General features: G+C 45.8%; 27 protein-coding genes. 7 read left to right on the top strand and 20 right to left on the bottom strand.

Features of this window, described 5'->3' with window-relative positions; genetic code table 11:
- Positions 1-103: 103 nt before the first annotated feature.
- The 3 genes from ACESZH_RS00605 to ACESZH_RS00615 all read right to left on the bottom strand — a co-directional run bounded on the left by ACESZH_RS00605 (position 104) and on the right by ACESZH_RS00615 (position 2,490).
- A complete protein-coding gene (locus ACESZH_RS00605; RefSeq protein ID WP_373216080.1) occupies positions 104-1,168 on the bottom strand; it encodes a DUF4179 domain-containing protein in 1,065 nt (354 codons plus the stop codon).
- Entirely contained in the window at positions 1,162-1,641 is a 480-nt protein-coding gene (locus ACESZH_RS00610; protein ID WP_373216081.1) for an RNA polymerase sigma factor, read from the bottom strand. Before ACESZH_RS00610 ends, ACESZH_RS00605 begins: the two co-directional genes overlap by 7 nt.
- 138 nt (positions 1,642-1,779) lie before the next feature.
- On the bottom strand, positions 1,780-2,490 hold the full coding sequence (locus ACESZH_RS00615) for a hypothetical protein (protein WP_373216083.1): 711 nt from the start codon (positions 2,488-2,490) through the stop codon (positions 1,780-1,782).
- A gap of 272 nt (positions 2,491-2,762) precedes the next feature.
- Between ACESZH_RS00615 and asnA the strand changes: the two genes are divergently transcribed.
- Both asnA and ACESZH_RS00625 read left to right on the top strand, forming a co-directional pair.
- The gene (gene asnA / locus ACESZH_RS00620; protein ID WP_373216084.1) at positions 2,763-3,770 is read left to right on the top strand and encodes an aspartate--ammonia ligase; all 1,008 of its coding nucleotides are present in this window, start codon (positions 2,763-2,765) and stop codon (positions 3,768-3,770) included.
- Between the two features lie 67 nt (positions 3,771-3,837).
- Positions 3,838-4,254, top strand: coding sequence for a CBS domain-containing protein (locus tag ACESZH_RS00625; RefSeq protein ID WP_373216086.1), 417 nt, complete (start codon positions 3,838-3,840; stop codon positions 4,252-4,254).
- Between the two features lie 16 nt (positions 4,255-4,270).
- On the opposite strand, the gene ACESZH_RS00630 is transcribed toward ACESZH_RS00625, so the two are convergent.
- From ACESZH_RS00630 to ACESZH_RS00670, 9 genes are all read right to left on the bottom strand, one after another.
- On the bottom strand, positions 4,271-5,212 hold the full coding sequence (locus ACESZH_RS00630; protein WP_373216088.1) for an ABC transporter permease: 942 nt from the start codon (positions 5,210-5,212) through the stop codon (positions 4,271-4,273).
- Positions 5,213-5,221: 9 nt separating this feature from the next.
- Positions 5,222-6,181 (bottom strand): ABC transporter permease, encoded by a 960-nt coding sequence (locus ACESZH_RS00635; RefSeq protein ID WP_373216089.1) that lies wholly within the window; start codon positions 6,179-6,181, stop codon positions 5,222-5,224.
- Positions 6,171-7,682, bottom strand: a complete 1,512-nt coding sequence (locus ACESZH_RS00640; protein WP_373216090.1) for a sugar ABC transporter ATP-binding protein — start codon at positions 7,680-7,682, stop codon at positions 6,171-6,173. Before ACESZH_RS00640 ends, ACESZH_RS00635 begins: the two co-directional genes overlap by 11 nt.
- Before the next feature lie 86 nt (positions 7,683-7,768).
- Complete coding sequence (locus ACESZH_RS00645) at positions 7,769-8,782, bottom strand: sugar ABC transporter substrate-binding protein (protein ID WP_373216092.1); 1,014 nt, start codon at positions 8,780-8,782, stop codon at positions 7,769-7,771.
- Positions 8,783-8,806: 24 nt separating this feature from the next.
- Complete coding sequence (locus ACESZH_RS00650; protein WP_373216094.1) at positions 8,807-9,694, bottom strand: alpha/beta hydrolase family protein; 888 nt, start codon at positions 9,692-9,694, stop codon at positions 8,807-8,809.
- A gap of 155 nt (positions 9,695-9,849) precedes the next feature.
- Positions 9,850-12,141 (bottom strand): extracellular solute-binding protein, encoded by a 2,292-nt coding sequence (locus ACESZH_RS00655; protein WP_373216095.1) that lies wholly within the window; start codon positions 12,139-12,141, stop codon positions 9,850-9,852.
- A gap of 329 nt (positions 12,142-12,470) precedes the next feature.
- A complete protein-coding gene (locus ACESZH_RS00660; protein WP_373216138.1) occupies positions 12,471-13,193 on the bottom strand; it encodes an amino acid ABC transporter ATP-binding protein in 723 nt (240 codons plus the stop codon).
- Positions 13,194-13,206: 13 nt separating this feature from the next.
- Positions 13,207-13,899, bottom strand: a complete 693-nt coding sequence (locus ACESZH_RS00665) for an amino acid ABC transporter permease (protein WP_373216097.1) — start codon at positions 13,897-13,899, stop codon at positions 13,207-13,209.
- Between the two features lie 107 nt (positions 13,900-14,006).
- Entirely contained in the window at positions 14,007-14,795 is a 789-nt protein-coding gene (locus tag ACESZH_RS00670) for a transporter substrate-binding domain-containing protein (RefSeq protein ID WP_373216098.1), read from the bottom strand.
- Between the two features lie 323 nt (positions 14,796-15,118).
- On the opposite strand from ACESZH_RS00670, the gene dapF reads away from it, so the two are divergent.
- Positions 15,119-15,976 carry a diaminopimelate epimerase gene (dapF, locus tag ACESZH_RS00675; protein ID WP_373216100.1) on the top strand — a complete coding sequence of 286 codons (858 nt, stop codon included), beginning with the start codon at positions 15,119-15,121 and terminating at the stop codon, positions 15,974-15,976.
- Between the two features lie 12 nt (positions 15,977-15,988).
- Here dapF and ACESZH_RS00680 read toward each other — a convergent pair whose 3' ends face one another.
- From ACESZH_RS00680 to ACESZH_RS00700, 5 genes are all read right to left on the bottom strand, one after another.
- Positions 15,989-16,309, bottom strand: a complete 321-nt coding sequence (locus ACESZH_RS00680) for an AzlD domain-containing protein (protein WP_373216102.1) — start codon at positions 16,307-16,309, stop codon at positions 15,989-15,991.
- Positions 16,299-17,027 (bottom strand): AzlC family ABC transporter permease, encoded by a 729-nt coding sequence (locus ACESZH_RS00685; protein WP_373216104.1) that lies wholly within the window; start codon positions 17,025-17,027, stop codon positions 16,299-16,301. The genes ACESZH_RS00680 and ACESZH_RS00685 overlap by 11 nt, the downstream gene beginning before the upstream one ends.
- A gap of 259 nt (positions 17,028-17,286) precedes the next feature.
- A complete protein-coding gene (locus ACESZH_RS00690; RefSeq protein WP_373216106.1) occupies positions 17,287-19,299 on the bottom strand; it encodes an FtsX-like permease family protein in 2,013 nt (670 codons plus the stop codon).
- Entirely contained in the window at positions 19,292-20,059 is a 768-nt protein-coding gene (locus ACESZH_RS00695) for an ABC transporter ATP-binding protein (RefSeq protein WP_373216108.1), read from the bottom strand. Before ACESZH_RS00695 ends, ACESZH_RS00690 begins: the two co-directional genes overlap by 8 nt.
- Before the next feature lie 133 nt (positions 20,060-20,192).
- Positions 20,193-20,678, bottom strand: a complete 486-nt coding sequence (locus tag ACESZH_RS00700) for a type III toxin-antitoxin system ToxN/AbiQ family toxin (RefSeq protein ID WP_373216110.1) — start codon at positions 20,676-20,678, stop codon at positions 20,193-20,195.
- Between the two features lie 286 nt (positions 20,679-20,964).
- Here ACESZH_RS00700 and ACESZH_RS00705 point away from each other — a divergent pair, with 286 nt between their 5' ends.
- Positions 20,965-21,861, top strand: a complete 897-nt coding sequence (locus ACESZH_RS00705; protein WP_373216112.1) for an EamA family transporter — start codon at positions 20,965-20,967, stop codon at positions 21,859-21,861.
- On the opposite strand, the gene ACESZH_RS00710 is transcribed toward ACESZH_RS00705, so the two are convergent.
- Complete coding sequence (locus tag ACESZH_RS00710; protein ID WP_373216114.1) at positions 21,851-22,651, bottom strand: transglutaminase domain-containing protein; 801 nt, start codon at positions 22,649-22,651, stop codon at positions 21,851-21,853. The genes ACESZH_RS00705 and ACESZH_RS00710 overlap by 11 nt on opposite strands.
- Positions 22,652-22,845: 194 nt before the next feature.
- Between ACESZH_RS00710 and ACESZH_RS00715 the strand changes: the two genes are divergently transcribed.
- The 3 genes from ACESZH_RS00715 to ACESZH_RS00725 are packed head-to-tail and all read left to right on the top strand — an operon-like array spanning position 22,846 to position 25,792.
- Positions 22,846-24,342: a DUF6056 family protein gene (locus tag ACESZH_RS00715; protein ID WP_373216115.1), complete on the top strand. Its 1,497-nt coding sequence runs from the start codon at positions 22,846-22,848 to the stop codon at positions 24,340-24,342.
- A gap of 8 nt (positions 24,343-24,350) precedes the next feature.
- Entirely contained in the window at positions 24,351-25,076 is a 726-nt protein-coding gene (locus ACESZH_RS00720; RefSeq protein WP_373216116.1) for a DUF554 domain-containing protein, read from the top strand.
- Positions 25,077-25,135: 59 nt separating this feature from the next.
- A complete protein-coding gene (locus ACESZH_RS00725; protein ID WP_373216118.1) occupies positions 25,136-25,792 on the top strand; it encodes a DUF3786 domain-containing protein in 657 nt (218 codons plus the stop codon).
- On the opposite strand, the gene ACESZH_RS00730 is transcribed toward ACESZH_RS00725, so the two are convergent.
- A complete protein-coding gene (locus ACESZH_RS00730; protein WP_373216119.1) occupies positions 25,793-26,035 on the bottom strand; it encodes a DUF3343 domain-containing protein in 243 nt (80 codons plus the stop codon).
- The gene (locus ACESZH_RS00735) at positions 26,035-26,241 is read right to left on the bottom strand and encodes a sulfurtransferase TusA family protein (protein ID WP_373216121.1); all 207 of its coding nucleotides are present in this window, start codon (positions 26,239-26,241) and stop codon (positions 26,035-26,037) included. Before ACESZH_RS00735 ends, ACESZH_RS00730 begins: the two co-directional genes overlap by 1 nt.
- Positions 26,242-26,255 lie beyond the last annotated feature (14 nt).

Here is a 26,255-nt window from a genome sequence, read left to right on the forward strand (position 1 = left end):
TTTTCCATATGGGGATCAGCAACCGAACGGTTCAGAATTGTTCCCAGATATGTATTTTTATTGTAACAAGCCCCATTCCTGCTGTCAACGCAAATAATTGTTATTAATGTATCTCAATTTTAAGCTCTCCATGCATCAGATAAACCGCTGTTACCTTGTTTACATCCACGGCATGTTCAAATTCCCGGAACACCACATAATCTTCCGCTTCTTCTTCCTTTTCCCCTGGCCCGCAGCTTCCTGCGCCATTCATGTCCTCCAATTCCGTGCCATCTTCAAATCTGATCTTTCTGATAGAAAGCGCACTTCCCAGATCTATGCCTTTCTCCGCTCTCTCCGCATCTTCCAGATCCACATGTATACTGTAATCAAACGCGGAAAGCTCCGCATATTTTACCAGAATTTCCTCTCCGCCGAAATCATAAGCTTTGTTGATATCAAATCGAAGCGTTTCCCGCTCAATCCCCTCTGTTTTCCATTGAAATACCCATTTCCCCTCTGTCAGGATCTCACCCGCCGAATTTCCTTTTACACCAGTCATCAGGTTCTCCAATGTCACCCGGATATCCTTTTCGCCCAAATCCCACTTCGTATCGTTAAAAAATTTTATCTCATAGTATTTTTCATTTAGTATCTCCTGATTCTGTCGCTCTTCTGTAAGGAAATTTCCTCCCCCGGACATGTTTTTTTCTGTCGGCGAATCCCAGATATTTTCACCATCAATTGTCACTTCGCAGTTACCAAAACCGCAGCTATCATCTAACAAAACCCCATCCGGTGCTTCCACCAGAAAAACCATATCCAGCATATGCGCGTCCAATACACTCTGTATAAATGTAACTCTCACTCCATTATCTGTCACAGTCTGTCCGATTTCCTGAATACTTCCCTTATCTGCCAACTTCTGCTGCTGTTCCAAAGACGGATTCAGCTTTTTCTCAAGCCACTCATTCCAGTGAAAAGTCTCGTTTGCCGCTATACTTCCCAGTCCGGTCAATCCAATCACGGCTGCCGCAAACAGTACCCTCAGCTTCTTTCTTTTTCCATAACCTCTATTCTTTTCTTCTCCATCCCTTTTCTCAATTTCAGCCAGAGTATTCTCAAACCGTTCATGAAACTCCCGCGGAATTTCCGGCGCCGCCTTTTCCCAATCTTTTCTCGCTAACATAAAGTCTCCTCCTCTCCTTCCAATTTTTCTCTCAGTATTTTTCTGGCACGGGACAGCCTGCTCTTTATGGTACCCTCTCTCATTTCCAGAATTTTGCTGATTTCCTTCTGACTGAAACCTTCCAGATAGTATAGTGTCACCAGTATCCTCAATTCTTCCGGCAAATCCAGCACTGCCTGATACAGACTCGAATATTTCTTTTCTTCTATTCTGCCGGACTGCATATAATCCTCATAGGGAACTATTATTTTGTTGCGGTTACATATCTTATAGCATTCATTAATAAGGATTCTGGTGAGCCAGGTTTGAAAAAATCTTTCTTTTTTCAGTGTATTTTTCTTTTCATACGCAATCAGCAGTGCCTCCTGCACAGCATCTGCGCAATCTGCATCACTTTTTAAAACTGACTTTGCCACATGATACAGCATAGTCTCCGATGCACGCACCTCTGCCATAAACTTTTCCTTTGTCACAGCAAAACCTCCTGCCTTCCACTGACCGTGGTATTTGATGCCTATTAGATACTAAAAAAACCAAATCGGTTCTCAAAAATCACAGAAAATTTCAGGCCCGCACAAACCAACTGGTCTGTACGAGCCTGTTCTATCTGCTTATTTTTCTCTGATCCACAGCTCCTGGTCATCATACTCTGTTTCTGTCAGCGTCACAACATCGCCTTCTCTTAAAGTGAATTCCTGCTGGGCGCCCTCCGACATGGACGTTACTCGAATCCCGTCTCCGCTTGCAATCTGCACGGTGACATTCCCTGCCGGGCAAAAAAATATGTACTCCCCCTCTGAAAACTGCTCATCCACTGCCAGTGACCATCCCTCTGCAAGGGTATATGGCCATTCCTCCACAATCCCCTCTGTCCCGGCCGATTCATTGGAAATCTCCCAGCTTCCTGCTCTCTCCTGCATTTTCTCGGTAATAAAATTATAACCCAGTGCAACCAAAAGAATTAAAATGATCACAATCCGTCCGGTATTGCCTGCTGCTACAAGCCCGTTATTATATCCCGTAGGAGGCGCCGCTTTTTTCACAGCTTTCCCGCTTCCCGGAGTCGTTGTGCTTTTCGCAGTCTGCTTTTTTGCTGCCTGCCTTTTTACCGCCTGATTTTTCGCAGCCTTCTCCCCCAGCGGGACCTCATTCTGGCGCATGATCTCTTTTGCCCGCTGTCCGGCGTGTTTGTAATGCTCTCTCCTGTTTTCATTCAAATGGTATAAAACCTCATCATTCCGGTAAGGCATACCGCACAGTTTACACCTTCCATTCACAATGGGGCCCTCACAAATCTGGCATTTTTTTCTTTCCATCTGCATCCCCTTCCTCCTGTGTACTGCCTTGCCGCTTCATTCTGCAGCCGTGAATTCTACGAAAAGTTTATAAAAATGTTATAATTATTGTATCTATTTTATAGAATTCTTTCAAGGACTAAATTGCCATTTGGATAAATTCTTGGTATAATAAAGTCAAATACCCCGCAGCAAGCTACGGGGTATCTGACCCTCGCGGCATTCGCCAAATGCGTGTGCAAGCACCCGCGCTTGGCTCATTGCTCGCGGGAATGACTTAATAAACAAGGAGGGTTCCCATGGAACAAATTAAAATTCCTATGGGCTATCAGGCAGACCTTAACCTGCATGATACTCAGGTAGCGATCAAAACAGTAAAAGACTTTTTTCAGCAGACTCTGTCCCAGAAGCTGAATCTTCTGCGCGTTTCTGCTCCTATATTTGTAGACCCGTGTTCCGGCTTAAACGATAACCTGAATGGCGTGGAACGCCCCGTAAGCTTTGACATCAAGGGCCAGGAAGGTGAAGCAGAAATCGTTCATTCCCTTGCAAAATGGAAACGCTATGCCCTTGAAAAATACGGTTTTTCTCACGGAGAGGGCCTGTACACAGATATGGTAGCCATTCGCCGGGATGAGGACGTGGACAATATCCATTCCATTTACGTAGACCAGTGGGACTGGGAAAAGATCATTTCCAAAGAAGAGCGGAACATGGACACCCTGATCAGCACTGTCCGCACCATTTACAGCGTGCTCCGCAAAACCGAGAAATACATGGCAGTCCAGTATGATTACATAGAAGAAATTCTTCCCCGGGAGATTGCCTTTGTGACCACCCAGGAGCTTGTAGATATGTACCCGGACTGCACCCCAAAGGAGCGCGAATACAAAATCGTAAAGGAAAAAGGCGCTGTCTTTATCATGCAGGTAGGCAAAACCCTGTCAAACGGCGAACGTCACGACGGACGTGCCCCGGACTACGATGACTGGGAATTGAACGGCGACATTGTTGTATACTATCCTGTACTGGATATTGCCCTGGAGCTTTCCTCCATGGGTATCCGTGTTGACGAGGAGGCGCTTGACAGACAGCTCACAATGGCAGGCTGCGATGACCGCCGGGAGCTGGATTTCCAGAAAGCCATTTTAAACAAGGAGCTTCCCTATACTATAGGCGGCGGTATCGGTCAGTCACGTATCTGTATGTTCTTCCTGCGAAAAGCCCACATCGGAGAGGTACATGTATCTCTGTGGCCTAAGGAAGTACAGGATGAGGCTGCTGCTCACGGTATCCAGCTTCTTTAAAAAACACGCACCATAAAATGCGGCTGCTGCATTCCCGCCCAGCCGCTGTTGAAATGAGGGATTGATTGTGAATATATTATTTTTCCTGACGCCCAAAAGCGAAGTGGCGTACATCTTTGAAGACGAAACTTTAAGGCAGACACTGGAAAAGATGGAACACAGGAAATTTTCCTGTATCCCAATCCTCAGCCCGGACGGAAAATACACGGGAACGATTTCCGAGGGAGACCTTTTATGGGGTATGAAACGCCTGGCGATCATGGATATGAAAGAGGCAGAGGGTGTGCCGATCATGGCCATCCCCCGCAGAGCCACCTATAAACCGGTACATGTAAATTCTAATATGGAGGACCTTCTGGACCGCGCCATTAACCAGAATTATGTACCTGTTGTAGATGACCAGGGATTTTTCATCGGAATCATTACCAGAAAAGAAATTATTAAATACTGCTATAAAGAAATGAAAAAAGCTGCCGGGGATTAACTCCCCGGCAATATCTTCAATCATTATTTTTCTTATACATATGCCACGATTCAAAGGCAATGATTCCCACCAGTAAAATTCCTCTTATCGCTGTCTGGTAATAAGAATACACTCTCATAATATCCAGTGCATTTGAAAGTACATTCAAAAGCAAAATTCCTGTTATACTTTTCCATATACTTCCCACACCGCCCGTCAAACTTGTTCCGCCGATAACCGTACCAGTGATCACTGACAGCGCCAGCGCATCTCCGTGAAGTGCAGAACCTGTATTCAACCTGGAAGCATTCAGCACCCCGGCTATCGCTGCTGCCACAGCAGCAATCACAAAGACAAGGATTTTATTTTTTACTACGTCCAGCCCACTGTAACGTGCCACCTCACTGCTTCCGCCTATGGTGTAAACATTTCTTCCAAACCGCGTCTGCTTCAGCACATACGCTGTAATTATCACACAGACCAACATTACAATAACCATCACCGGAATTCCCAGAAAAGAGCTTGTGCCGATCAACTGAAACCACGTGCTCTGACTCTGCACAGGACGTCCGTCAGAAATCCTCAGCGCAATTCCCTTCACAATATACTGCATTCCAATGGTCACAATAAAGGAACTTATCCCAAACTTCGCAATCAGGACACCATTTACCAGCCCCACAGCCGCAGCCACCAAAAGTGCAGCGATAATCGCCCCTGCCTGTCCCACAAACGGTTCCAGTATTACACAGAGCAGCCCTGTCAATGCCATAGTGGAGCCTACGGACAGATCAAACTCTCCGCTGATAATAGCAAATGTCATTCCGCAGGATGTAATTCCATATATGGAAACCTGCACAAGGATATTAATCAGGTTGCTGCCGGAAAGGAATCCGGGAACAAATATGCTGACCATTACAAAAAATATAACTAAAACCACCAAGGTTTTCTGTTCTTTCAGATATTCCTTTGTTTTCACCATGCTGCCCTCCTACGCCCTTTTCATCCGGCTTCTGTTCCAGGCATCAAACGAAATCGCCAGAATCAGCACAACGCCTTTTACAATATTCTGGTCATAGGAAACAAATCCCAAAAGGTTCATCACATTGGAAAGTACCTGTAAAGTAATCACACCCACTGCAGCCTTTCCCACGCTTCCGATTCCTCCGTTTAAGCTGATTCCTCCCAGAACTGCTGCCACAATCGCATCCATTTCATATCCGTCTCCGGCCGTAGGATTTGCCCCGGAAACTCTGGAGGTCAGCACGATTGCCGTTACCGCGCACATTATACCCATGACCAGATATGAAACAAATGTTACCTTCCGGGTATTGATTCCAGACAGCCTGCAGCATTCCTGATTATAGCCTGTCATATGAAGCTCTCTGCCGAACTTTGTTTTTCCCTCGATAACCGCCAGAATAACTGTTAGAATTGCAAAAATAATAACAGGATAAGAAATATATCTTCCCACAGTACCCATTCCTATCTGGCTATAAAACTCTGACTCACTTCCCGGCAGTGTAAACCCCTGGGTATACAGAAGACAGATTGCGGAAAACAAAAGATTGGTGCCAAAGGTAATCATCAGAGAACCGCCGGAATCTGCGTGGGACAATATAATGATTCCTCCGTTTACAGCCCCCATAACAGCGCCTATCGCCAATGCGCAGATTATTGCAGCACCCACCGGCATATAATTCTGGAGGGTAATTGCCATCAGACCCGCAAAGCTCACCTGTGCACCGATAGAAAGGTCCATATGCCCTGAGATCAGCACATAAGAAAGACCGATTGTGAGAATACCCAGCATACAGCTTTGTTTTAATATATTCGTAATGTTCCGCACCGTAAAAAAGCTGTCCGAAAAAATCGCCGCGACAATGCAGAATACTGCAAGCAGCAGAATATTGGCATGTCTGTATACGCTGCCCAGAATTTTATCTTTCATGCTGTTCCTCCGTCAAAATTGCAAGCTTCATAACATTTTCGGCCGTCATGTCTTCTCCTGTCAGTTCTCCCTTCAGATTCCCCTCATGTATTACGATCATACGGTCACTGAGACTGATAACCTCCGGCATCTCCGAAGAAATCATAATCACCGACTTTCCTTCATCCACAAGCCGATTGATAAGCTGGTAAATCTCATATTTTGCTCCCACATCAATACCTCTTGTCGGCTCATCGAGAATGAGAATGTCTGCTTCCGTATACAGCCATTTTGCCAAAACAACCTTCTGTTGGTTTCCTCCGCTCAAGGAAACGCATGGGGTATGCTCTCCCGGAGTTTTTGTCCCCAACTGACGGATATAGTCCCGGGCAACCTCACCTTCCTTTTTCCTGTTTACAAAGCCGTTTGCAGTAATGGCATCCAGCCGTGCCAGCGTTGTATTGGATGCCACGCTTTCCTCCAATACCAGTCCCTGCACCTTGCGATCCTCCGTTACCAATGCAATGCCGTTTTCAATGGCTTCTCCCGGCGAGCGGATCACAATCTCCTTCCCTCTAAGAGTAAGCCTTCCTCTGTCAAGTCTGTCAGCCCCGAAAATACATCTCACGATTTCCGTCCTTCCGGCTCCCACAAGACCTGCAATACCCAGGATTTCTCCCTTTCTCAGCTCAAAGGAAATATCACGGAATTTCGGCTCCCGTGTCAGACCCTCCGCCTTCAGTATTATCTCATCGGAAGGTTTTCCGTGACGTTTGGGGTATTCCTGTTCCATAGAACGGCCTACCATCTTAGAAATAATTGATTTTCTATCCATTTCCTCAATAGGCTTTGTATCAATAACCGAACCATCCCGTATCACTGTTACAGTATCACACAGACGGAATATCTCATCCAGACGGTGGGAAATATAAATCACCGTAATATTTTCTTTTTTCAGCACCTCAATAATTCTAAACAAATGCTCCAGTTCTTTGTCCGTCAGCGTTGCTGACGGCTCATCCATGATAATGATCCGTGAATGAAAGGATAGTGCTTTAGCAATCTCCACCATCTGCTTTCCGGCCACACTTAAAGCCCCCACCTTTTTGGACGGTTCTTCATGAAGCCCCACTTTTTCAAGCCACTCCCCTGCAAGCCTGTAAACCTCCTTCCAGTCCACTCCCCGGATCCCTTTTACCGGAAGGCGTCCCACAAATATATTTTCTGCAATGCTTAAGGAATTGACCAGGTTGAATTCCTGAAAAATAATACTCAGTCCCAGCTTCTGAGCTTGAAGAGGGTTCTCGATCTTTACCTCTTTTCCGTCAATCCGTATGGTTCCGGTGTCTTTTTGATATACCCCGGTAAGAATTTTCATCAGTGTAGATTTTCCGGCACCGTTCTCCCCTACAATCCCATGGACCTCACCTCTGCGTATTCCCACAGAGACGCGATCCAGAGCCTTTACCCCCGGAAACTCCTTGCTGATATTCTGTAATTCCAAAATATAGTCTTCTGCCATATCTCTTCAGCTCCTGTTATTGTTTGAAATGGGAACGGTTATAAAAACCGTTCCCTTATCCCGGACGCTTTATCTGTTACATGTTCTTACCATAATAATGCTTCGTCGTAGGTCTTTACACTCTCAGCATCCAGAGGCGTGATCTCATCTTTGTACCATGCGTTCAACTCTTCGCCGCAGATTGCTTTCACAAGTGCCTTGATACAGCCGCTTCCCTCTTCTACCAGAGGCTGAACTGCTGTTGCTACCAGAAATCCTTCTTTTACGAGGTCAGCTCCCTTTGCACTTCCGCCGTAACCGATAACCTTAATATCATCACTTGTATAGCCGAACTCCTTCATAGCCTGTGCAACACCTGCTGCCATAGTATCGTCATGGCAGAAAATTCCGCTTAAATCGGAATACTTGGTTAAAAGGTCTTCCGTGATGCTCATGGCTGTGGCTTCATCGTAATTGGCATCGTTCTTAGCAACCACCTCGATCGCGCTTCCTTCGATTGCTGACTCAAAGCCTGCTGTACGGTTTACCTGAGCGGAGCTTCCTGCTGTTCCTTCAATGATAGCAACCTTTCCACCCTCTTCTCCCAGAACCTCCAGCATCTTTTCACCAGCAATTTTTCCTACATCCTCATCATCCGGTCCCACAAAGGTTTTAATATAATCATACCCGGATTCATCAATATTCATAGCTCCTGTCACCACAGGGATTTCCTTTTCAGATGCAGCTTTACATGATGCAACCAGAGAAGTTCCATCGCTTGGGTTCAAAACAATACCGTCAACTCCCTGAGAAATAAATGTATTCATCTGGTCTGTCTGGGTTGCTGCGTCCATATTTCCGTCTAATTCAATTAATTCAATACCCAGCGCTTCCGCCTCCTCCTGGATACCCTTTGCAAATACCTTAACTGCCGGAGCGCTGCTGATGCAGTATGTAACACCGATGGTCAAACCCTTGGCTGCTTCCTTTTCCTCGTCTGTCAGCTCCAGATCAGAATAGCTTGCCGTGCCGTCCTCGCTGGCCCATACTGCTGCCGGAGACGCCATAAGTGATGATACCATTGCCACTGAAAGCACTGTTCCTAAAAATCTTTTTTTCATTTTGTTCCCTCCTGCTTTAGTTTATTATATAGTTTTCTTAAACCAGTCTGTAATATCTGCAAATGCCAGCTCTCTTTTGGGATCTATAGGAATATTGTGTTCCACCCCTGGATAATTTTTAATCTTTTTCTCTTTGGAAGCCACTGCATGATACATTTTTTCAGACTGCTCATGGGGTACCAGGAAATCCTCTCCTCCTGTCAGAAAAAAGATGGGCTGCCGGATATTGCGGCACTGGTCAAGGGGCCTGTACATCATCAACTCCTGCATCGTGTCCCATACAACGTACTCACAGGCATCCGGGTCGGCAAAAACCTCTAAAATCTTATCCGCCCGGTCCTTATCAGGAAAATGATACATATCCAGCACATTCCTGAGACCCCCTGCTCCGGTGGCGGCTGCTATTTCCGCTTCCCGGTTTACGCTTTCCTCAAACTCCCGAAAGTCACCTTTCTGGTATTCCCATACATACTTAAGCCACTCACGGCAATCAGCAATTCCTGACATGGCAACAACTGATTTGATCCGCCTATCAATTCCTGCTGTATATACCGCCGTACAGGCACCCATACTGATTCCTGCCACACCGATTCTTTCTCTGTCCACACATCCCAATGACAGCGCATAATTTATCACATGAATCAGATCTGAGGGCCATTCACTGGCACAATATAAGTGGTATTTCCGCTTCGCATCCTCCCCGCACCCGCGAAAATCCATCCGGAAGGTAAGAAACCCTGCATCGGCAAGCCTGTGGGATAACATGTCAAGACCATCGTTTTTATGGCGGCTATGTCCGTGGCACAGAACGATTGCCGGATATCTCTTCTCTGACTGAGGGATTTCATCCGGACATTCCACGATCACACTGCAGGGAATGCCATGAGTATAATACTTCTTTTGATATTCCATACCTTCAATTCCTTTCCTCTTCGTTAAGCAAATTATAGCATTGCCATTTTTTCGCGTCAACGATTTTGTATATCGTTTTATTGAAACGTTTTAATATTCTAATTAAAAAATACAAGTCTCTGTATGATGTGATCATTACCAGAGACTTGTGTTTATTATCGTGCAAATTCAAGAAGTTGTTTCTGCAGCTTGTCCAATTCCGTCTGTATCTCACCATAGCCAACGATATCCCCCTCCACCGCACGCAGAATAAGTGGACGCAGGTGTTCATAGATCATATTTTCCACTGCTTTTTCATTCAGCAGCTGTCCATGGCTGTTGACCGGTGTTCGCCTTCTTTTTGCTCTCTTCACCTCGCATAATGCCTTTGTCAGCCAGGGATACAGCATGACCAGGTCATAGTTCTGATAGGTGGGAAGATTTGGGGACTGGCCTCCCAGAATCGTATGAGGTACAGAAATCTCCTTCCCTGTCGCCCACTGAATGAAACGGAATGCCGCATGGGGCTTTCTGCTGTTTTTTGCAATGCCCAAACTCCATCCCGCCAATACCGGCTTTCCCGGAAGATGGGAATAGCTGTATTTATCAGCAATCTCCGATTTTGTCCTATCCGTAATCTCATTGGCGTAGTTGTAATAAATATTCACCATTGCCGTTTTTCCTGTCATGAAATTATGTAAGGCATCCGGCGGTTTATTCAGCACCACATCCGGGTCGGAAAAGGAAACACTTTCCAACAGCCCGTGGACCACCTTCCGCATGGCTTTGCTGTTGCACTGTATGTGACCGTTTTCGTCATACAGATCGGACTTGCACTCCCACAGCCTGGGCATTAGCGCACAGATCAGCTCTTCCGGGTAGGAAAGGGACATGGAATGTCCGTAAAGCACCGGGGAATTTGGATTATAAGCCCGTGTAAAATATCTGGCTATGGTGTTAAATTGATGCCAGTTTTCCGGGCATTGAAGCGGAAACATACACTGGGCCTCAAATGCATTCCGGATACTGTCTGTCTGGAAAATATCCAGCCGGTAGAACAAAAGCTGTGTACACACCATGAAGGGCAGCGCGTATAATCTGCCGTTATACATTCCAAAGTGCTCTACCGCATTAGGCAGATAGGACTGGACATCCAACCGGTGTTCTCCTGCAAGGTCATCCAGACACAGAAGGTCTCCCTTTTCTGCCATGTAATGCAGCCATGGCACATCAAAGAGGAATACATCAATATCGTCCCTTCCTGAATTCAGATATTCCTGTATATAAGAAAATGCATTTTCCGAAAGAACCTTTTCGATTTCTACCTCAATTCCCGTTTTATGGTAAAATTCATCCAGCAGATTGGAAATACCGCTGACTGCTGTCTGATCGTCCAGCATAAGAACTTTTATTTTATCACTAAACACAAAGGGCGTTTTTTTCAGCTTTTTTCCCGAAGGCAGAGAAAATTTCTTTACATCAATGGTATCCCGGATGCAATGCTGCTGCTTTTCGAATAGATAAGGGGCCCGTATATTCTCAAGCAAAAGCTGACAGGTTTTTTCCCCCACCTCATAGGTGCTTCTGGAGGTTTTTAAAATCTCACTGTCAAAGTAGAATACATCGTACTGCTCGTCTCCTGTAGAAATGATCCTCACATCATCCCTTACATTCAAATGATTCAGGTGATAGGCGTACCGGATTCCCTCTGCCATCCGGTAGGAGGTGGTGAGAATGATCTGCGGGATGCTGTCATGATTCTGGCACATCTGGATTCCGATATGAAAACCTCTCTCACGGATAGCTTCCCCGCGGTACAGGAATTTTTCATTTAGCTCCTGCCCCAGCTCCCGAAAGGCATCCCGGTAGCCTGCCGCTGCATATTTATTTTCATCATAATTATCCGGTCCTGTAACAAGGGCAATATCCTGGTAGCCATTCTCCAGGTAATACTTCGTGATATCGTGAAAGATATTATAGTTATCCAAATAGATCAGATTGCAGTCCATGCCCTCCGGCCTTCTGTCCACCAGCACAAAAGGGATTTTACTGTTTTCCAGAACTGCAAATAACTCTCTGTTATCCGGATTGCAGGTATACAGGATGATTCCGGAAATATTCCGTCCGATATAGTTTAATAAAGTTTCCTTTTCTTTTCGCGGATTATTGTCTGTCAGGGTCATTTCAATAGAATACTGAGAACCGTGCAGATTCATATATCCTTTAATACTGCTGATCACCTTCTCAAAATAGGGTTCTGAAATATTGGGGAATACCAGCCCTAATACATAACTCTTCTTCTGACGCAGCTCTCTGCCGGAATTCTGCACCACATAGTGCAGCTTCTTTATGGCTGCCTTGATTTTTTCGGAAGTCTGCGCACTGACGTTTCCCTTTTCATTTAGATAGTTGGAGACGGTTCCTATAGATACCCCAGCCTCATTTGCCACATCCTTAATTGTCGCCATGTTTTCCCTCATAAAAAGCGTAGCCGCTCTTAATTATCTGTTGATTCTTTGTGTTCATTCCCTGCTAAAAAAACGCCGGAATCGCCGCGATTTGCTTCGCAAATCACACCGCGGCAAATAGCTTCGCTCTACGGCTCAGCTATTTTTTATTCCGCTCGTTCCTCGCTCCATAAAAATTACGGGAATCGCCGCGATTTGCTTCGCAAATCACACCGCGGCAAATAGCTTCGCTCTACGGCTCAGCTATTTTTCATTATAAAATGACAATAAAAAATATGCAAGCCGGCCTTGAAAATTCGCCTTAGGTCAGCCTGCATATTAAGATATTATTAAAGGACTTTAGAAAGAAAATCCTTCAGCCTCGGATTCTTAGGATTAGAGAAAAACTCCTCCGGGCTGTTTTCTTCCTGGATCTTTCCGTCATCAATGAAAAGGACGCGGGTGGCAACTTCTCTTGCAAATCCCATCTCATGTGTAACCACTACCATGGTCATGCCGGACTGTGCCAGCTCCTTCATCAATTCCAGAACCTCTCCTACCATCTCAGGGTCAAGAGCGGAAGTCGGCTCGTCAAACAGCATGACGTCCGGATTCATTGCAAGAGAACGTGCGATCGCAATACGCTGCTTCTGTCCGCCGGATAACATATCCGGATAGGTGTCTGCTTTTTCCGGCAGTCCTACCCGCGCCAGAAGCTCCTCTGCCCTTTTGGACGCCTCATCCTTTGTCATCAGCTTTAAGGTTACAGGCGCCAGCATAATGTTCTCTTTTACCGTTTTATGCGGAAACAGGTTGAACTGCTGGAATACCATCCCGATTTTCTGGCGGTGGCGGTTAATATCTACCTTCGGGTCTGTGATGTCAGTGCCTTCAAAGAGGATCTTTCCGCCTGTCGGCTCCTCCAGAAGGTTTAAAGAACGAAGGAAGGTGGATTTACCGGAACCGGACGGTCCGATGATAACAACCACCTCGCCCTGGCAGATATCTGTGGTGATCCCGTCCAGAACCTGATTTGTTCCAAAGGCTTTTTTCAGATCCTGCACCTGGATCAATACTTTATTTTTATCAACGCTCACTGGTACGCAGCCTCCTCTCCAATTTATTCATGAAGTATGTCAGAGTCATAACAAGCACCAGATAAATAGCAGCCGCAGCCATCAGAGGCCAGAATGCGTTATAGGTACGGCTCTGGATCAGCATAGCGCCCTTTGTCAGATCCATCATACCGATGTAACCGATAATGGAAGTCTCCTTGATCAATACGATAAATTCATTTACCAGCGCCGGAAGCACATTTTTAAATGCCTGCGGGATGATAATGAGACGCATGGTCTGCGCAAAATTCAGTCCCAGGCTTCTTCCTGCCTCTGTTTGTCCCTGGTCGATGGACATAATACCGGAGCGGACGATCTCAGCCACATATGCACCGGAGTTGATACCAAAGGAAAGACCGCCTACTACGATCTTGTTTATACTTACGGACCCAAAGATAACAAAATTCATGATCAGAAGCTGAATCATGGTCGGCGTCCCCCGGATCACAGTCAGATATACACGGCAGATAGCGTTCAGGATCTTAAACTTCCCGGATTTGTCATGGGCAGAACGGATAATTGCAACTACAAAACCGATGATAATACCTATGATAACCGCAAAGACCGTAATCATCAGAGTCGTTTTCAATCCGTCTACCAGCCAGAGATAGCGGTCCTCTTTAATAAAATTGATATAGAAATTATGTTTGATATTTTCCCACATAGCTTTTCCTGTCTTTTCTCTTGAAAAGAGCTGTTGGCGAAATGGTCAACAGCTCTGTAGATGTTTTGTTATTCGGGAACAGCCTCGCCCCACGGCTCAGCTATTATTTACTCATTTACGATAATAACCTGGCTTGCGTTTGCGTATGTCTCTGTGAAATCAACGCTCTCCAGACGGTCCTCTGTAACGGTCATGCCTGCTGCACCGAAATCAGCTTTTCCGGACTGTACGGCTGCAAGGATCGCATCAAATTCCATATCCTCGATCTTCAGCTCATATCCAAGCTTATCGCAGATTGCCTGTGCAATGTCAACATCAATACCAACAATGTCGTCGCCTTCATGGTACTCATATGGCTCAAACTCAGCATTGGTAGCCATAACAAGTGTTCCGTTGGAACGGTCAACATCTTCCGGTGACTCATATGGAGTCTCACCGATAGCATCGCCAATGTAGTTGGCCATAATGCTGTCAACAGTACCGTCCTCTTTTAATTCCTTTAAAGCTCCGTTGATCTTTTCCAGAAGCTCATCGTTGCCTTTCTTTAAGCAGATGGCATATTCCTCTTCTACAAAAGGATCGTCCAGGATCTTCAGACCTTCTGCATTCTCCACAAATTTCTGCGCCGGCTGGGAGTCGATGATCACACAGTCAACCTGACCAGCCTTCAGAGCCTGTACAGCTTCGCTTCCTTTGCTGTAACGCTCGACAGTGGAGCCGTCCTTTTCATACTCGGATGCTTCCAGATCTCCGGTGGTTCCCAACTGTACACCGATGGTTGCTCCTGCAAGGTCATCCTTGGATGCTACGGTCTGTGCTGCAGATACACCTGCTGCCATGGATACTGCCATCACTGCGCCCAGTGTAAGAGCTGTAAACTTCTTCATGTTTTTCATAACCTATTTCCTCCTCTTCTTTTTAAACACAGGAATATTTATGCAAATCCCTGTATAATTTCTCATTTTACCTTAATAATTCTATCATGTTTTTTGCAAAATGCAAGAGTATACTTGAATAATAATAATTTATTTTTTATAATTACTAAGGCAAAATATACAAGAATGCAGTTTTATCATCTTTTTATATGGATTTCACAATTTCGAAACATTTATCATTTATCTTAGAAACCCAATGGTAATTTCTGCCAGTCTGATGGTTGCGGGATTATTATTGGCACAAGGGGAATCGTATAGAATCAGAATAAGAGGAGGATTTTATAATGAAATTTACGAAAATGCACGGCATCGGAAACGATTATGTATATGTAAACTGCTTTGAGGAAACGGTAAAGGACCCGTCTGCTGTGGCGAAGTTTGTCAGTGACCGTCACTTTGGCATTGGCTCAGATGGACTGATCCTGATCAAGCCATCCGAAGCCGCAGACTGTGAGATGGATATGTACAATCTGGACGGCTCCCAGGGAGCCATGTGCGGAAACGGAATCCGCTGTGTTGCAAAATACGCCTACGATTACGGCATTGTGAACAAAACCAGCATCAGCGTTGACACCAAAAGCGGCATCAAGTACCTGGACCTGACAGTAAAAAACGGCAAGGTCTCCACCGTCAAAGTGAATATGGGTTCTCCTATGCTCACTGCATCCCAGATTCCGGTAGTAGCGGAAACGGAGGAAGTTCTGGACGCACCCATTGAGGTAAACGGTACTACCTATCATTTTACCGCTGTATCCATGGGAAATCCCCATGCCATCGTCTATATGGATGATGTAGACAGTCTGGAAATTGAAAAAATCGGTCCTGCTTTTGAATCCCATGTATGCTTTCCGGACCGGGTAAATACAGAATTTGTGAAAGTGATCGACCGACACACCCTGCAGATGCGGGTATGGGAGCGAGGCTCCGGAGAAACTCTTGCCTGCGGTACCGGAGCATGTGCCGTGGCTGTGGCATCTATCCTGAACGGACATGTGGACGGGGATACTCCTGTAACAGTAAAGCTCTTAGGCGGTGACCTGGAAATCTTCTGGGACCGAAACGACAATCTGGTCTACATGACAGGACCTGCCACCACAGTTTTTGACGGGGAGATCGATCTGTCCTTTTTAGGCGAAAAATAGTGCCTCCCCGTCCTAAAGGGGAAGCACCTCCAAAATCCTTTCCACGATAAACACAGCGCCGCACGCCATCAATGCCACGGTGAGGAGACTCTTTTCCCTGTAGGCAGCGATGAGCGCCACTGCAAATCCCACAGCGGCAGATATAACACTGGCTGTCGCAGATAGAATGGCGGGAAACGTCATGGCAGCCAGACACGCATAAGGAACATAATATAAAAACGATTTGATAAACGGGCTGGTGATCTCCTTTTTCGCAAGAGCCAAAGGGAGCATACGGATCAGATATGTAACTGCCGCCATCACCAGCACGTACATATAAATATCAGGCTTCATGGGCGGTTTCCTCCTTTGTCTCTTCTTCCTTTACCGGGCAGAAATAAGCCGCCAGTCCTGCCACCAGAAGGGTGGTAATGATGATCACAAAACCAGAAGATACTTTATTCAGCACCGGAACAACGGCAAACAGGCTGCTCACCGCCATAGCTGCCGCAACAACGCCCAGAACGGCACGGTTCGTTTTCGCAGGCGGAATGATAATGGCAAGGAACATTCCGTAGATCGCCACGCTCAATGCGCTCATGATAAAATCAGGAAGCAGGCTTCCTGAGATAGCCCCCAGCAGGGTTCCGAAGGTCCATCCCGGTATTGCCACGCACATGGCCCCGTAATTATAAAAAGCACTGACCTTACCCGGCTGGCTGGCGCTGATACCGAATATTTCATCGGTTACGCCGAATGCCACCGCGTAGCGGTGCGCCCACGGTTCATCCCGGCGCATTTTCTGCGATAAGGAAAACGACATCAGGCTGTACCGGAGATTGATGATAAGCTGTGTCAGAGCCATTTCCCAGTAGGAACCGCCTGCCAGGATAATATCAAGTCCCGCAAACTGTCCTGCGGATGTCAGGTTGGTAAGGGAGATCAAAACTGCCTGCCAGATGCTTAAGCCCCCCTGGACCGCCATCATTCCAAAAGTAAAAGAGACAGCCAGGTAGCCCAGCCCAATGGGGATTCCGTCTTTTAATCCTTTTCGGAAGCTTTCGCTTTTCATGAAAAGTTTCCTCCTTCATAACGTACATACAGCCTGGAAGGTTCCTTTCAGAACCATCCAGGCTATAGTATTATAAGTTACTGTTCACTCAGGATATCCCGCGAGGTTTTTTATGTGAGCAAAGGTCACATAAAACCCGAGAATTGCAGGCGCGAAATCGCATTTATGCGATTTCTGTGCATCCCGCGGAGCGTAGTTGCTGTGAACGGAGTGAACAGTAACTATTGTAGCACTGTAAACCATGAAGTTCAACCGGATTTTATGATTTTCTCTCCACGATCCTGTAGTATGATTTTGCGGTAAGGCCATAGATAATGCCGTACACCACTGCAAAAATTCCAATGGTCACTGCCGTGCAGCCTGCAAAAAGAGCGCTGTTGTTCATGCTGAACAGAAGCAGCAGACGTTTTACCATAGGAAACGCCATTGTAATATGCAGCCCTGCCACAAGGAGCGGTGCGAAAAATACCATCACGATCTGCCTGTGGATAGAGGATTTTACTTCTTTATGGCTCATTCCCACCTTCTGCATGATTTCAAATCTTTCCTTGTCCTCATATCCTTCCGAAACCTGCTTGTAATAAATTATCATGGCTGCACCCATCAAAAACAGGGCTCCCAGGAAAATCCCCAGGAAGAACAGACCGCCGAACATGGTATAAAAGCTGCTGTATCCTTCCTGACGGGTGCCCCAGTTCAGCCATGCCTTTTCGGAAGCTATTCCGCTTTCCATCAAACTGCCGGCAATTGCTGTTACCTGATTTCCAAACTTTACTTCATCCTCCTTTGAACCGGAGATATCCACATTGTAGTCCAGCTTCAGCTCACTGGCATATTTGCCATAGACTTTCTTATTCTCCTCATAAAGCTGCTCATAGTCCTCATCTGTCACTACGATGGTGATGTTCTTGCCGGCACCCACCACGGATATGGTTTCCTCATAATTCAGGTTGTCTGACCATTCCTTTACGGAATAAACGGTGTCATTGACCGTAATGCTGTCGTTCTTTTCTCCGGCTTCTTTCCACGCGATCACTTCTCCCGGTGACAGGCTTACGCTCTCTCCCACCTGCATTTCATATTCAGACAGTGGAACAATATTCAGGTAGCCCACATCCATCGCTTCCATCAGTGATTCTTCCTGGCGGAAAACAGCTCTGCTTCCATCGTATGCACAGGCTACGGACAGCTCCATTCCTGTCTGCACATTTTCATAGGGAATACCGGCTTTTTCCATCTCCTCCTGCATTTTCGCGCGGATAGCCTCCCCCTCTTCCCGGGTAATCCCCTTGAAATCCATCATCACATCCCTGCAATACCGGTTCTCCATAATATCATCCACTCCAGAATTCAGGCAGACGGTGGTTGATATCATCAGAAGGACACCCGTACTCAGAATACAGATACTTGCAAGTCCCACTGCATTCTGCTTCATACGGTAGATCATGCCGGAAACGCTTGTAAAATTCTTTGTTTTGTAGTAAAAGCTCTTTTTCCAGCGCATCATTTTCAGGATCACGATGCTTCCTGCGGTAAACACCAGATAGGTTCCCGCCATGACCAGAAGCACTGCCAGGAAAAACATAGGCAGGGCGCTTAAAGGTGATTCCGTCGTAATGGCGATATAATATCCGCTTCCAAGACAGATAAATCCGATGAGCGCCATGAGCCATTTTGCCTTTGGCTCTCTCTCGCCTGCATTTCCGCCTCGCAAAAGCTCAATTGGCTGGGCGAACTGTACTCTTCTCAGATTGTTCAGAAGAATTACGAAAAATACCACTCCATAAAAGCCTGCGCAGAGAGAAATTGTCTCTGGCTCTACCTCAAAGCCAAACTGGGCAGGTACGTGGATCAGCTTCAGCAGAAACAGAAGAGCCAGCTTGCTTCCCAGGATTCCCAAAAGGATTCCACCCGTAAAGCTGATCAGCGAGCTGAACAGGGTTTCCAGGAACATCATCCTGCTGATGTGGCTTTTTTCCATTCCGAGAATGTTGTAAAGCCCCAGTTCCTTCTGTCTGCGCTTCATGAGAAAGCTGTTGCTGTACATCAGGAAAATGAAGGAGAAAATCCCGATCACTCCTATGCCCATCCCTGTAATGGTTACCACATCTCCGCTATGGGGGATCGCATCCATTCCTGCATTCTGGTTAATAAACAGCATCATGTAAAACATGGCGATATCAAAAATACAGGTCAGCATGTAAGGAATATAGGTGCTTTTATTTTTCCGTATGTTTGTCACGGCAAGCCGTACGAAAAGTCCGTTACGCATGTTTCTCACCACCTGTCATCAATATCGTAAGGGTATCGGAAATCATCTGGTACATTTCCTGGCGTGATTTGCTTCCCCTGTAAATCTGGTGGAATACTTCTCCGTCTTTGATAAACATAACGCGGGAGGCGTGGCATGCAGCCTGGGTGGAATGGGTTACCATAAGGATAGTCTGTCCGCTTTCGTTGATCTCCCCGAACATATCCAGAAGGGCTGACGCTGCTTTTGAATCCAATGCACCGGTCGGCTCGTCTGCCAGCACGATCCGTGGCTGGGTGATCAGTGCGCGGGCAACTGCGGCACGCTGCTTCTGTCCGCCGGATACCTCGTAAGGATATTTTTCCAGAAGTTCTGTAATGTGAAGTGCCTGCGCCACAGGACGTATCTTCTGTGCCATTTCCCGGTAATCCTCTCCTGCCAGCACCAGGGGAAGATAAATGTTATCACGCAGGCTGAAGGTATCCAGCAGGTTGAAATCCTGGAACACAAAGCCAAGGTTTTTCCTCCGGAATGCGGATATCTCCTTTTCACTTAAATGGACGATGCTTTTCCCCTCCAGAAGCACCTCCCCGGATGTGGGGCGGTCCAGGGCTGCCAGGATATTTAAAAGAGTTGTTTTTCCTGACCCGCTCTCTCCCATGATGGCTACGAATTCCCCTTTTTCCACAGTAAAGGTTACGTTGCGCAGCGCCTCTACCTTATTGCCCCCGAAGCGGGTACTATATATCTTTTTTAAGTTGCTTACTTCCAGTAATGACATGTTATCTCTCCTCTTTTCTTACTTTTATGTTATACCATAAGTATAAAAGAAGAAAAAGAGGGCTGCCATCGACTTGGCTTACAATTTCGCGAGGTAAGCTTACAGTTTTGTAAGATTTGATAACATATACCAGTTATCTTATATATTCCCTGCAAAGCTCTTCAAGCTTCAAAAAATCATTACAACGCTTCGTCAAAGGCGACGTTTTCCCCTTTACCTTTAGCTGGTAAAGACTTGCTGCATTTTTTCGGATTTTGTCCTGGATGGATTTAATATAGCGATATTCTGCCAGAAGAAGTGATTTGTACTTTGGATTTTTCTCTTTAGAGATGTCTACATAGAAATATTGGTCCTTTGGTACCGGAAACATATTGTTCAAATTGATCACAGCATAATTCTTAATCTTAATGAAGTCCAAACCTTCCTTCATTTTTTTATGCTTATCTTTAAAAGAAGATAATGGTGCAAAATAATCCATATCATTAATATGAAGCAAGATTCCAATATATTTCCTCTCGTTTTGCTGCCCTATTTGCTTATTATGAAACAAATGTGGTGCATATGGAACCAAATAATCCACATAGCTCGGTGATACCTGATAAAATTTGATATGATTCACTTTTTTCTCCCCTATAAAACAACAGGGGCAAGTCGCCCTGCCCCTCCTGTTACAGTCGCACTTCGAGCGGCGAAACACTCACCTGTAACTTTCTTGATTTCGAGCCAAGAGAAGCTCACTCCATAACTTTCTCATTTTAGGGCTGAGATACACCCACTGTTACTTTTTTATTATATGCAATTTTTCTAAAAAAATCAATGCCTTATAAAACATCCCTTCAAAGTCTTTTATTATTTCTATTTAGTGATATAATTTATCAATAAAAGAAGTATAAGGAGGTGTTTCTATGTGGATCTTATTTGCCTTTGGCTCTGCGCTCTTTGCCGGACTGACAGCGGTTCTGGCAAAATGCGGGATCAAAAATACGGATTCCAATGTAGCTACGGCGCTGCGCACCATTGTGGTACTGATTTTTTCCTGGATCATGGTGTTTCTCACCGGAAGCTTTGACAGCATTTCCTCCGTTTCGGGCAGGACGCTGGTTTTTCTCATCCTTTCCGGTCTGGCTACCGGAGCTTCCTGGCTGTGTTATTTCCGCGCCCTGCAGCTTGGAGATGTAAATAAGGTGACACCCATTGACAAATCCAGCACGATCCTCACCATGCTCCTTGCCTTTCTTTTTCTCCATGAAAGCCTGACTGTGGTCAAGGCGTCTGCCATGGTGCTGATCGGCGCAGGTACCTGGCTGATGATCCAAAAGAAACCGGAATCCGCTCCAAAGCCGGAACAGAAAAACGCCTCCCGGACGGGGAAGCGCACGTCTGGCAGCGCCTGGCTGCTGTATGCTTTCGGCAGTGCTTTATTTGCAAGCCTTACCTCAATTCTTGGAAAAATAGGCATTGAAGGTGTGGAATCCAACCTGGGGACAGCGATCCGTACCGTTGTGGTCCTCATTATGGCGTGGGTTGTTGTTTTTATTACAGGGAAGCAAAACACCATCAAAAATATAGACCAAAAAAGCTGGCTCTTTCTCACTTTGTCCGGTTTTTCCACCGGGGCTTCCTGGCTGTGCTATTACCGCGCTCTGCAGACCGGCCCCGCCAGTGTGGTCGTGCCTATTGATAAGCTGAGCATTCTGGTGACCATTGCTTTTTCCTATATTGTTTTCCACGAAAAGCTTACCAAAAAAGCATGGGCCGGGCTGATCATGATCGTAGCCGGAACTTTATCCCTTATAGTTTAACATGCAGGACCGGGCTGAGTTTGTAAACGCCATATTGGACTCCGTAATTTCCGGAATAACTCTTTGCCTCAGCAAACAGAGGGTCGTATACCAGCCCGTTGATCTCTGCCCAGGAATGAGCAGAGTTCCCTCTTCCATCCGCGCAGACATAAACCTTTTTATATCCAAGAGCCTTTGCCATATATGCAAATGCGGACGCATCCGCCATGCAGTCTCCGCCTCCCAGTTCAAAATGGTCATTTGCATAGACCGCCGGCCAGCCTTTGGAATTGGTGAACACCCGCCTTGTTATATAAGGCTTCCGAATTACCCAATCAAAACATTTTTTCAGCTTTTCACTTTTGCTCATCCTACTTGTAGTAATCTCGACCACAACCTGCCTTGCGTTTTGTAATGCCTGAAAATCCTGAGCCTTTTGTTTCTTCATGACCTTCCCGTTGGCATCATAGTACTTTGATCCGACCTTTTTTCCTTCCAAGACCCCTCGGTCATTAAAATACCAGGTAGTCCTTTTAATTCTTACGGCACCGGTCTGCATAATTCCTTTTGTGTTGAAATAATATGTTCTTTTACCGATTTTTTTCAGTCCACGTACATATTTATCATTTTCAAAGTATCTTTTCTTACCGCTTTTCAGCCTGTACCAGCCCTGTCTTTTCTTAGGCTTCTTTACTTCTGTCTGTGTCCCTGCAGATGTGCTTTTCCCATTTTCTGCTGCTGCCACAGTAACCGGCAGTGTGAGCAGCATGGCGCACATCAGAACAAGTACTGTTCTTCTTATTCTTTTCATCCTGTTCTCTTTCCTCGCTCCATCTTTATTTTTCAAGGGCATTCTTTCTGCTCCCTCTATTATATCCGCATTTCAAATATATGCAACCAGTGAATTTACCATTTAAAGAAATCCATTGCCTGACTAGCTTTTTCTTTGTATAATAGGAATGGCTATAAGCTTTATATCTCAAGTTTGTTATTCGGGAGGAAATTATGAATACTAAAAGAGACTATAAACGAATTATCATTTATTTTCTTTTTTTCTGTGTTTTTTTCTATCTTGCTTACCAGGCACCCTATTGTCATGATGAGTGGCAGTGGGGACTTGATGAGCGGATTGAATTAATGAAAAACGGATTCCGGAACTACAATGGAAGATATCTTGGAAATATTCTTGCATTGATCATTACCAGGAGCGTGTGGGCAAAAGCGCTGATCTTATCCGGCTGCAGCCTCTGGCTCTTTTATCTCATAAATCGGAGTATACTCCCTGCACGTATTGATGAAAACGGCAGCGCTGCAACTTCACCTTCGCCTGCATCGGACGTGTTTTTTATGGTGTTCGCAGCTTTTTTGCTGCTTTCTGTTCCCAGGACCTTATTCGCACAAAGCTATGGCTGGCCCGCTGCCTTTGTAAATTTTGTTCCTCCTGTTATTCTGTTTTTGATCTACTATAACTGGACGGAACCAATCTATTCCCACGGGCTGCCGCAGTTCAGCAAATTTCAGGTTGCTATGGCAGTGATCCTCGGTATCAGTGTTCAGCTTTTCAGTGAGCACATAACGGTTTTTGTAGTTCTGTATGCCGCCTGGCTCGTACTGTTTATTTGGATAAAGACTAAGAAAATAAGCCTTTTACCTCTTATCTATTTCCTTTCCAGTGCTGTAGGAGCTCTCATTATGTTTTCCAATGCGGCATATCGGCGCGCCGCCACTGACACAGAGGGGTATAAAAGAATCAGTCTTTCCATCGGTTCCATGATCAGACAGTTTTACACCGAAATATCCGATCATTTATTCCTGAATAACTGGATTTTAAATGTACTTCTGGCAGGCGTACTGATTTACCTCATTGCCAGAAAAAATATGCGCAGCCTGCTGTCAATGGAAATGCTGCTGGTCATGTGCGGATACTCTGTGTACAGCGTTTTCCACAAAATTTATCCTGCATGGGTATTTACAGGAAACGAGAATATAAATAATCTGGTCGAAGCTTTTCTGTCTTTGCTGTTTTTTGCTAATGTACTGCTTTGTATCTGGTTTTGCATAGAGGGGAATGAGAAATACTCTGTTTGTATCCTGTATTTATGTGCAGCATTTGTTTCCGCTCCTCTGGTAGCGGCCAATCCTATCGGTCCCCGCTGTTTTTATATCTCATACGTTTTTCAGGTACTGGTCCTGCTGAAGATCACAGGTTATCTGGCAAAACAATTAAAAACAGACCTGTATTTCCCGGCACTGGTTCTGGTCTTCGTCACCATCGTGCTGAGCGTATGCTATGTAAAAATGTTTAAGAATATCGGACAGGTTAATAGATTACGTCAGGAAATTATCGAGACCTCCGTTGCTGCAGGCGAAACGGAAATTACGCTGCCCATGCTCCCCTATTCGGAATATTACTGGACTACTATCCCGGTGGATAAGACATGGGAAAAGCGCTTTAAAAAATTTTATCATATTCCTCTGAAAACCAAGATTAAATTTGAATAGGAGACAACATGAGAGGTACCGGAACAATTGTAAATGTACTGGCTGTGCTGCTGGGCGGCAGCCTGGGGCTGTTTTTGAAAAGAGGGTTGAAGGAGAGATATCAGGAAATCCTGATGCAGGCGCTGGGGCTTTGCACCATTTTTATCGGAGTTTCCGGGGCACTGAAGGGAATGTTTGTGATCGAGGACGGTTCCTTAAGCACCACCGGGACTATGCTGATGATATTTTCTCTGGTTGCGGGCTCTCTGATTGGAGAATGGATCGATCTGGAAAGCAAAATGGAAGCCTTCGGTGAATGGATGAAGGCGCGCTTCGGCGGAAAGGACGACAATCAATTTGTGGAGGGCTTTGTGGCAACCTCCCTTACCATCTGCATCGGTGCCATGGCGATCGTGGGCGCTTTGCAGGATGGCATGACAGGCGATGCGTCCATGCTTTATGCCAAAGCGATACTGGACGGCGTGATCGTGGTGGTATTTGCCTCCACCTATGGCAAAGGAGCGCTGTTTTCCGCCATTCCTGTGGGGATCTGGCAGGGCAGCATCACCCTGTTTGCAAAGGCTCTGGAGCCTGTTCTGACCCAGCAGATCATCGGTGATCTGTCTTTTGTGGGGAATATGCTGATCTTCTGCGTGGGCGTAAATCTGGCATTCGGAAAAAGATTCCGGGTGGGAAATATGCTCCCCGCAATGGTGTTTGTGGTGATCTATGATGCAGTAGTAATGCTGATATGAAAGCGCCTGTTGTTTCATAATCATCTATGAAAACGGCTGTTTTTACAAGGAGGAAAACTATGATGAAAGAACGGCAGTCCAATTATGATAAGGTAATTGAAACATGGCGAAAGAAATTTCTTGAAATGGATCATGAGGAATTGATCCGTCGGTTTCATCTTGATGCAGATAAAGAAGCGCTTTATGTGACTTATTTTTCCCAGGTTCTCCGCCTGGACAGAAAAACAGGTGTCATAACCTATGAAAATGAAGGGGCTTTGAAGGGACAACGGCCTGGTTTTAATACGTCCATGACCATTTACAATATGTTTCACTATTCCCTCCCCCAGCCCTTCCCATCAGGCAAGCTGGTACCTTTCCGGGAAGTAAAACGTGTTTATCCTTTTGAAAAAGCTTACCAGAATACCATTATCCTGAAGCTTGTGAAAACCTTTTCAGGACATGTAAAAGAAATGACAGAAGCATGCGAACGCCTGGACGGAACTTCCATGCCCCAGGGGGACGTGGGCTATGTCATCCCGGTCTTCCCTTTTCTGAACATCGCGGTTCTTTTCTGGGATGAGGATGAAGAATTTTCCGCCCAGGCAAACATGCTGTTTGATTCCAATATTACGGATTTTATGCACGAAGAAAATGTGGTGGGTGTTGCATCCGATGCCGTGTACTACCTGACTCTGGCAGCCGGACTGGATGCAAAAGAGATCTACGGAGGATGACTATTCATGCCACAGAGTCTCATACTCTCCCTCCGGAGTCCGGCGGGCAAGCTGCTCCAGCTCCTCCGTTTTCCAGTCCAGGGCTTTTTGCATTTCTCCTGTAAAGCGGACACAGGTTCCACAGGAGGAGCTTAAATTTCTGGGCACTGGCATGATCTTTGCAGGATAACCCTCTCTGTCACATTTCTTTTTGAAGGTCATTGCCCCATAGTGTGAAAAGAAAGTGGCAACATACTCTTCCATTATTTTTTCACGGTCAGAACGAAATCCTCCCCGTCCTCCTTCCAGCTCACATCGTAGCCCTGATGAGTGGCAAAGCGGGTTACATTTTCTCTTGCCGTCACGTTATCCACCAGGATAGTGTAGCTGCTCTCCTTAGATGCCAGCGCATTTTTTGTCATAATTACAGGCTCCGGACAGGAAAGTCCTCTTGCATCTACTGTTTTCATTTTATCTTGTCTCC

Origin of the sequence: Ruminococcus sp. 5_1_39BFAA, from assembly GCF_964240875.1 — a bacterium.
Taxonomy (GTDB): Bacteria; Bacillota; Clostridia; order Lachnospirales; family Lachnospiraceae; genus Blautia_A.

Bases quoted from the DNA above. Each gene is read 5' to 3' on its own strand.
- ACESZH_RS00605 (WP_373216080.1), bottom strand. From the start codon at position 1,168: ATGTTAGCGAGAAAAGATTGGGAAAAGGCGGCGCCGGAAATTCCGCGG.
- ACESZH_RS00615 (WP_373216083.1), bottom strand. From the start codon at position 2,490: ATGCAGATGGAAAGAAAAAAATGCCAGATTTGTGAGGGCCCCATTGTG.
- asnA (WP_373216084.1), top strand. From the start codon at position 2,763: ATGGAACAAATTAAAATTCCTATGGGCTATCAGGCAGACCTTAACCTG.
- ACESZH_RS00630 (WP_373216088.1), bottom strand. From the start codon at position 5,212: ATGGTGAAAACAAAGGAATATCTGAAAGAACAGAAAACCTTGGTGGTT.
- ACESZH_RS00635 (WP_373216089.1), bottom strand. From the start codon at position 6,181: ATGAAAGATAAAATTCTGGGCAGCGTATACAGACATGCCAATATTCTG.
- ACESZH_RS00640 (WP_373216090.1), bottom strand. From the start codon at position 7,682: ATGGCAGAAGACTATATTTTGGAATTACAGAATATCAGCAAGGAGTTT.
- ACESZH_RS00645 (WP_373216092.1), bottom strand. From the start codon at position 8,782: ATGAAAAAAAGATTTTTAGGAACAGTGCTTTCAGTGGCAATGGTATCA.
- ACESZH_RS00650 (WP_373216094.1), bottom strand. From the start codon at position 9,694: ATGGAATATCAAAAGAAGTATTATACTCATGGCATTCCCTGCAGTGTG.
- ACESZH_RS00655 (WP_373216095.1), bottom strand. From the start codon at position 12,141: ATGGCGACAATTAAGGATGTGGCAAATGAGGCTGGGGTATCTATAGGA.
- ACESZH_RS00665 (WP_373216097.1), bottom strand. From the start codon at position 13,899: ATGTGGGAAAATATCAAACATAATTTCTATATCAATTTTATTAAAGAG.
- ACESZH_RS00670 (WP_373216098.1), bottom strand. From the start codon at position 14,795: ATGAAAAACATGAAGAAGTTTACAGCTCTTACACTGGGCGCAGTGATG.
- dapF (WP_373216100.1), top strand. From the start codon at position 15,119: ATGAAATTTACGAAAATGCACGGCATCGGAAACGATTATGTATATGTA.
- ACESZH_RS00680 (WP_373216102.1), bottom strand. From the start codon at position 16,309: ATGAAGCCTGATATTTATATGTACGTGCTGGTGATGGCGGCAGTTACA.
- ACESZH_RS00685 (WP_373216104.1), bottom strand. From the start codon at position 17,027: ATGAAAAGCGAAAGCTTCCGAAAAGGATTAAAAGACGGAATCCCCATT.
- ACESZH_RS00690 (WP_373216106.1), bottom strand. From the start codon at position 19,299: ATGCGTAACGGACTTTTCGTACGGCTTGCCGTGACAAACATACGGAAA.
- ACESZH_RS00695 (WP_373216108.1), bottom strand. From the start codon at position 20,059: ATGTCATTACTGGAAGTAAGCAACTTAAAAAAGATATATAGTACCCGC.
- ACESZH_RS00705 (WP_373216112.1), top strand. From the start codon at position 20,965: ATGTGGATCTTATTTGCCTTTGGCTCTGCGCTCTTTGCCGGACTGACA.
- ACESZH_RS00710 (WP_373216114.1), bottom strand. From the start codon at position 22,651: ATGAAAAGAATAAGAAGAACAGTACTTGTTCTGATGTGCGCCATGCTG.
- ACESZH_RS00715 (WP_373216115.1), top strand. From the start codon at position 22,846: ATGAATACTAAAAGAGACTATAAACGAATTATCATTTATTTTCTTTTT.
- ACESZH_RS00720 (WP_373216116.1), top strand. From the start codon at position 24,351: ATGAGAGGTACCGGAACAATTGTAAATGTACTGGCTGTGCTGCTGGGC.
- ACESZH_RS00725 (WP_373216118.1), top strand. From the start codon at position 25,136: ATGATGAAAGAACGGCAGTCCAATTATGATAAGGTAATTGAAACATGG.
- ACESZH_RS00730 (WP_373216119.1), bottom strand. From the start codon at position 26,035: ATGGAAGAGTATGTTGCCACTTTCTTTTCACACTATGGGGCAATGACC.
- ACESZH_RS00735 (WP_373216121.1), bottom strand. From the start codon at position 26,241: ATGAAAACAGTAGATGCAAGAGGACTTTCCTGTCCGGAGCCTGTAATT.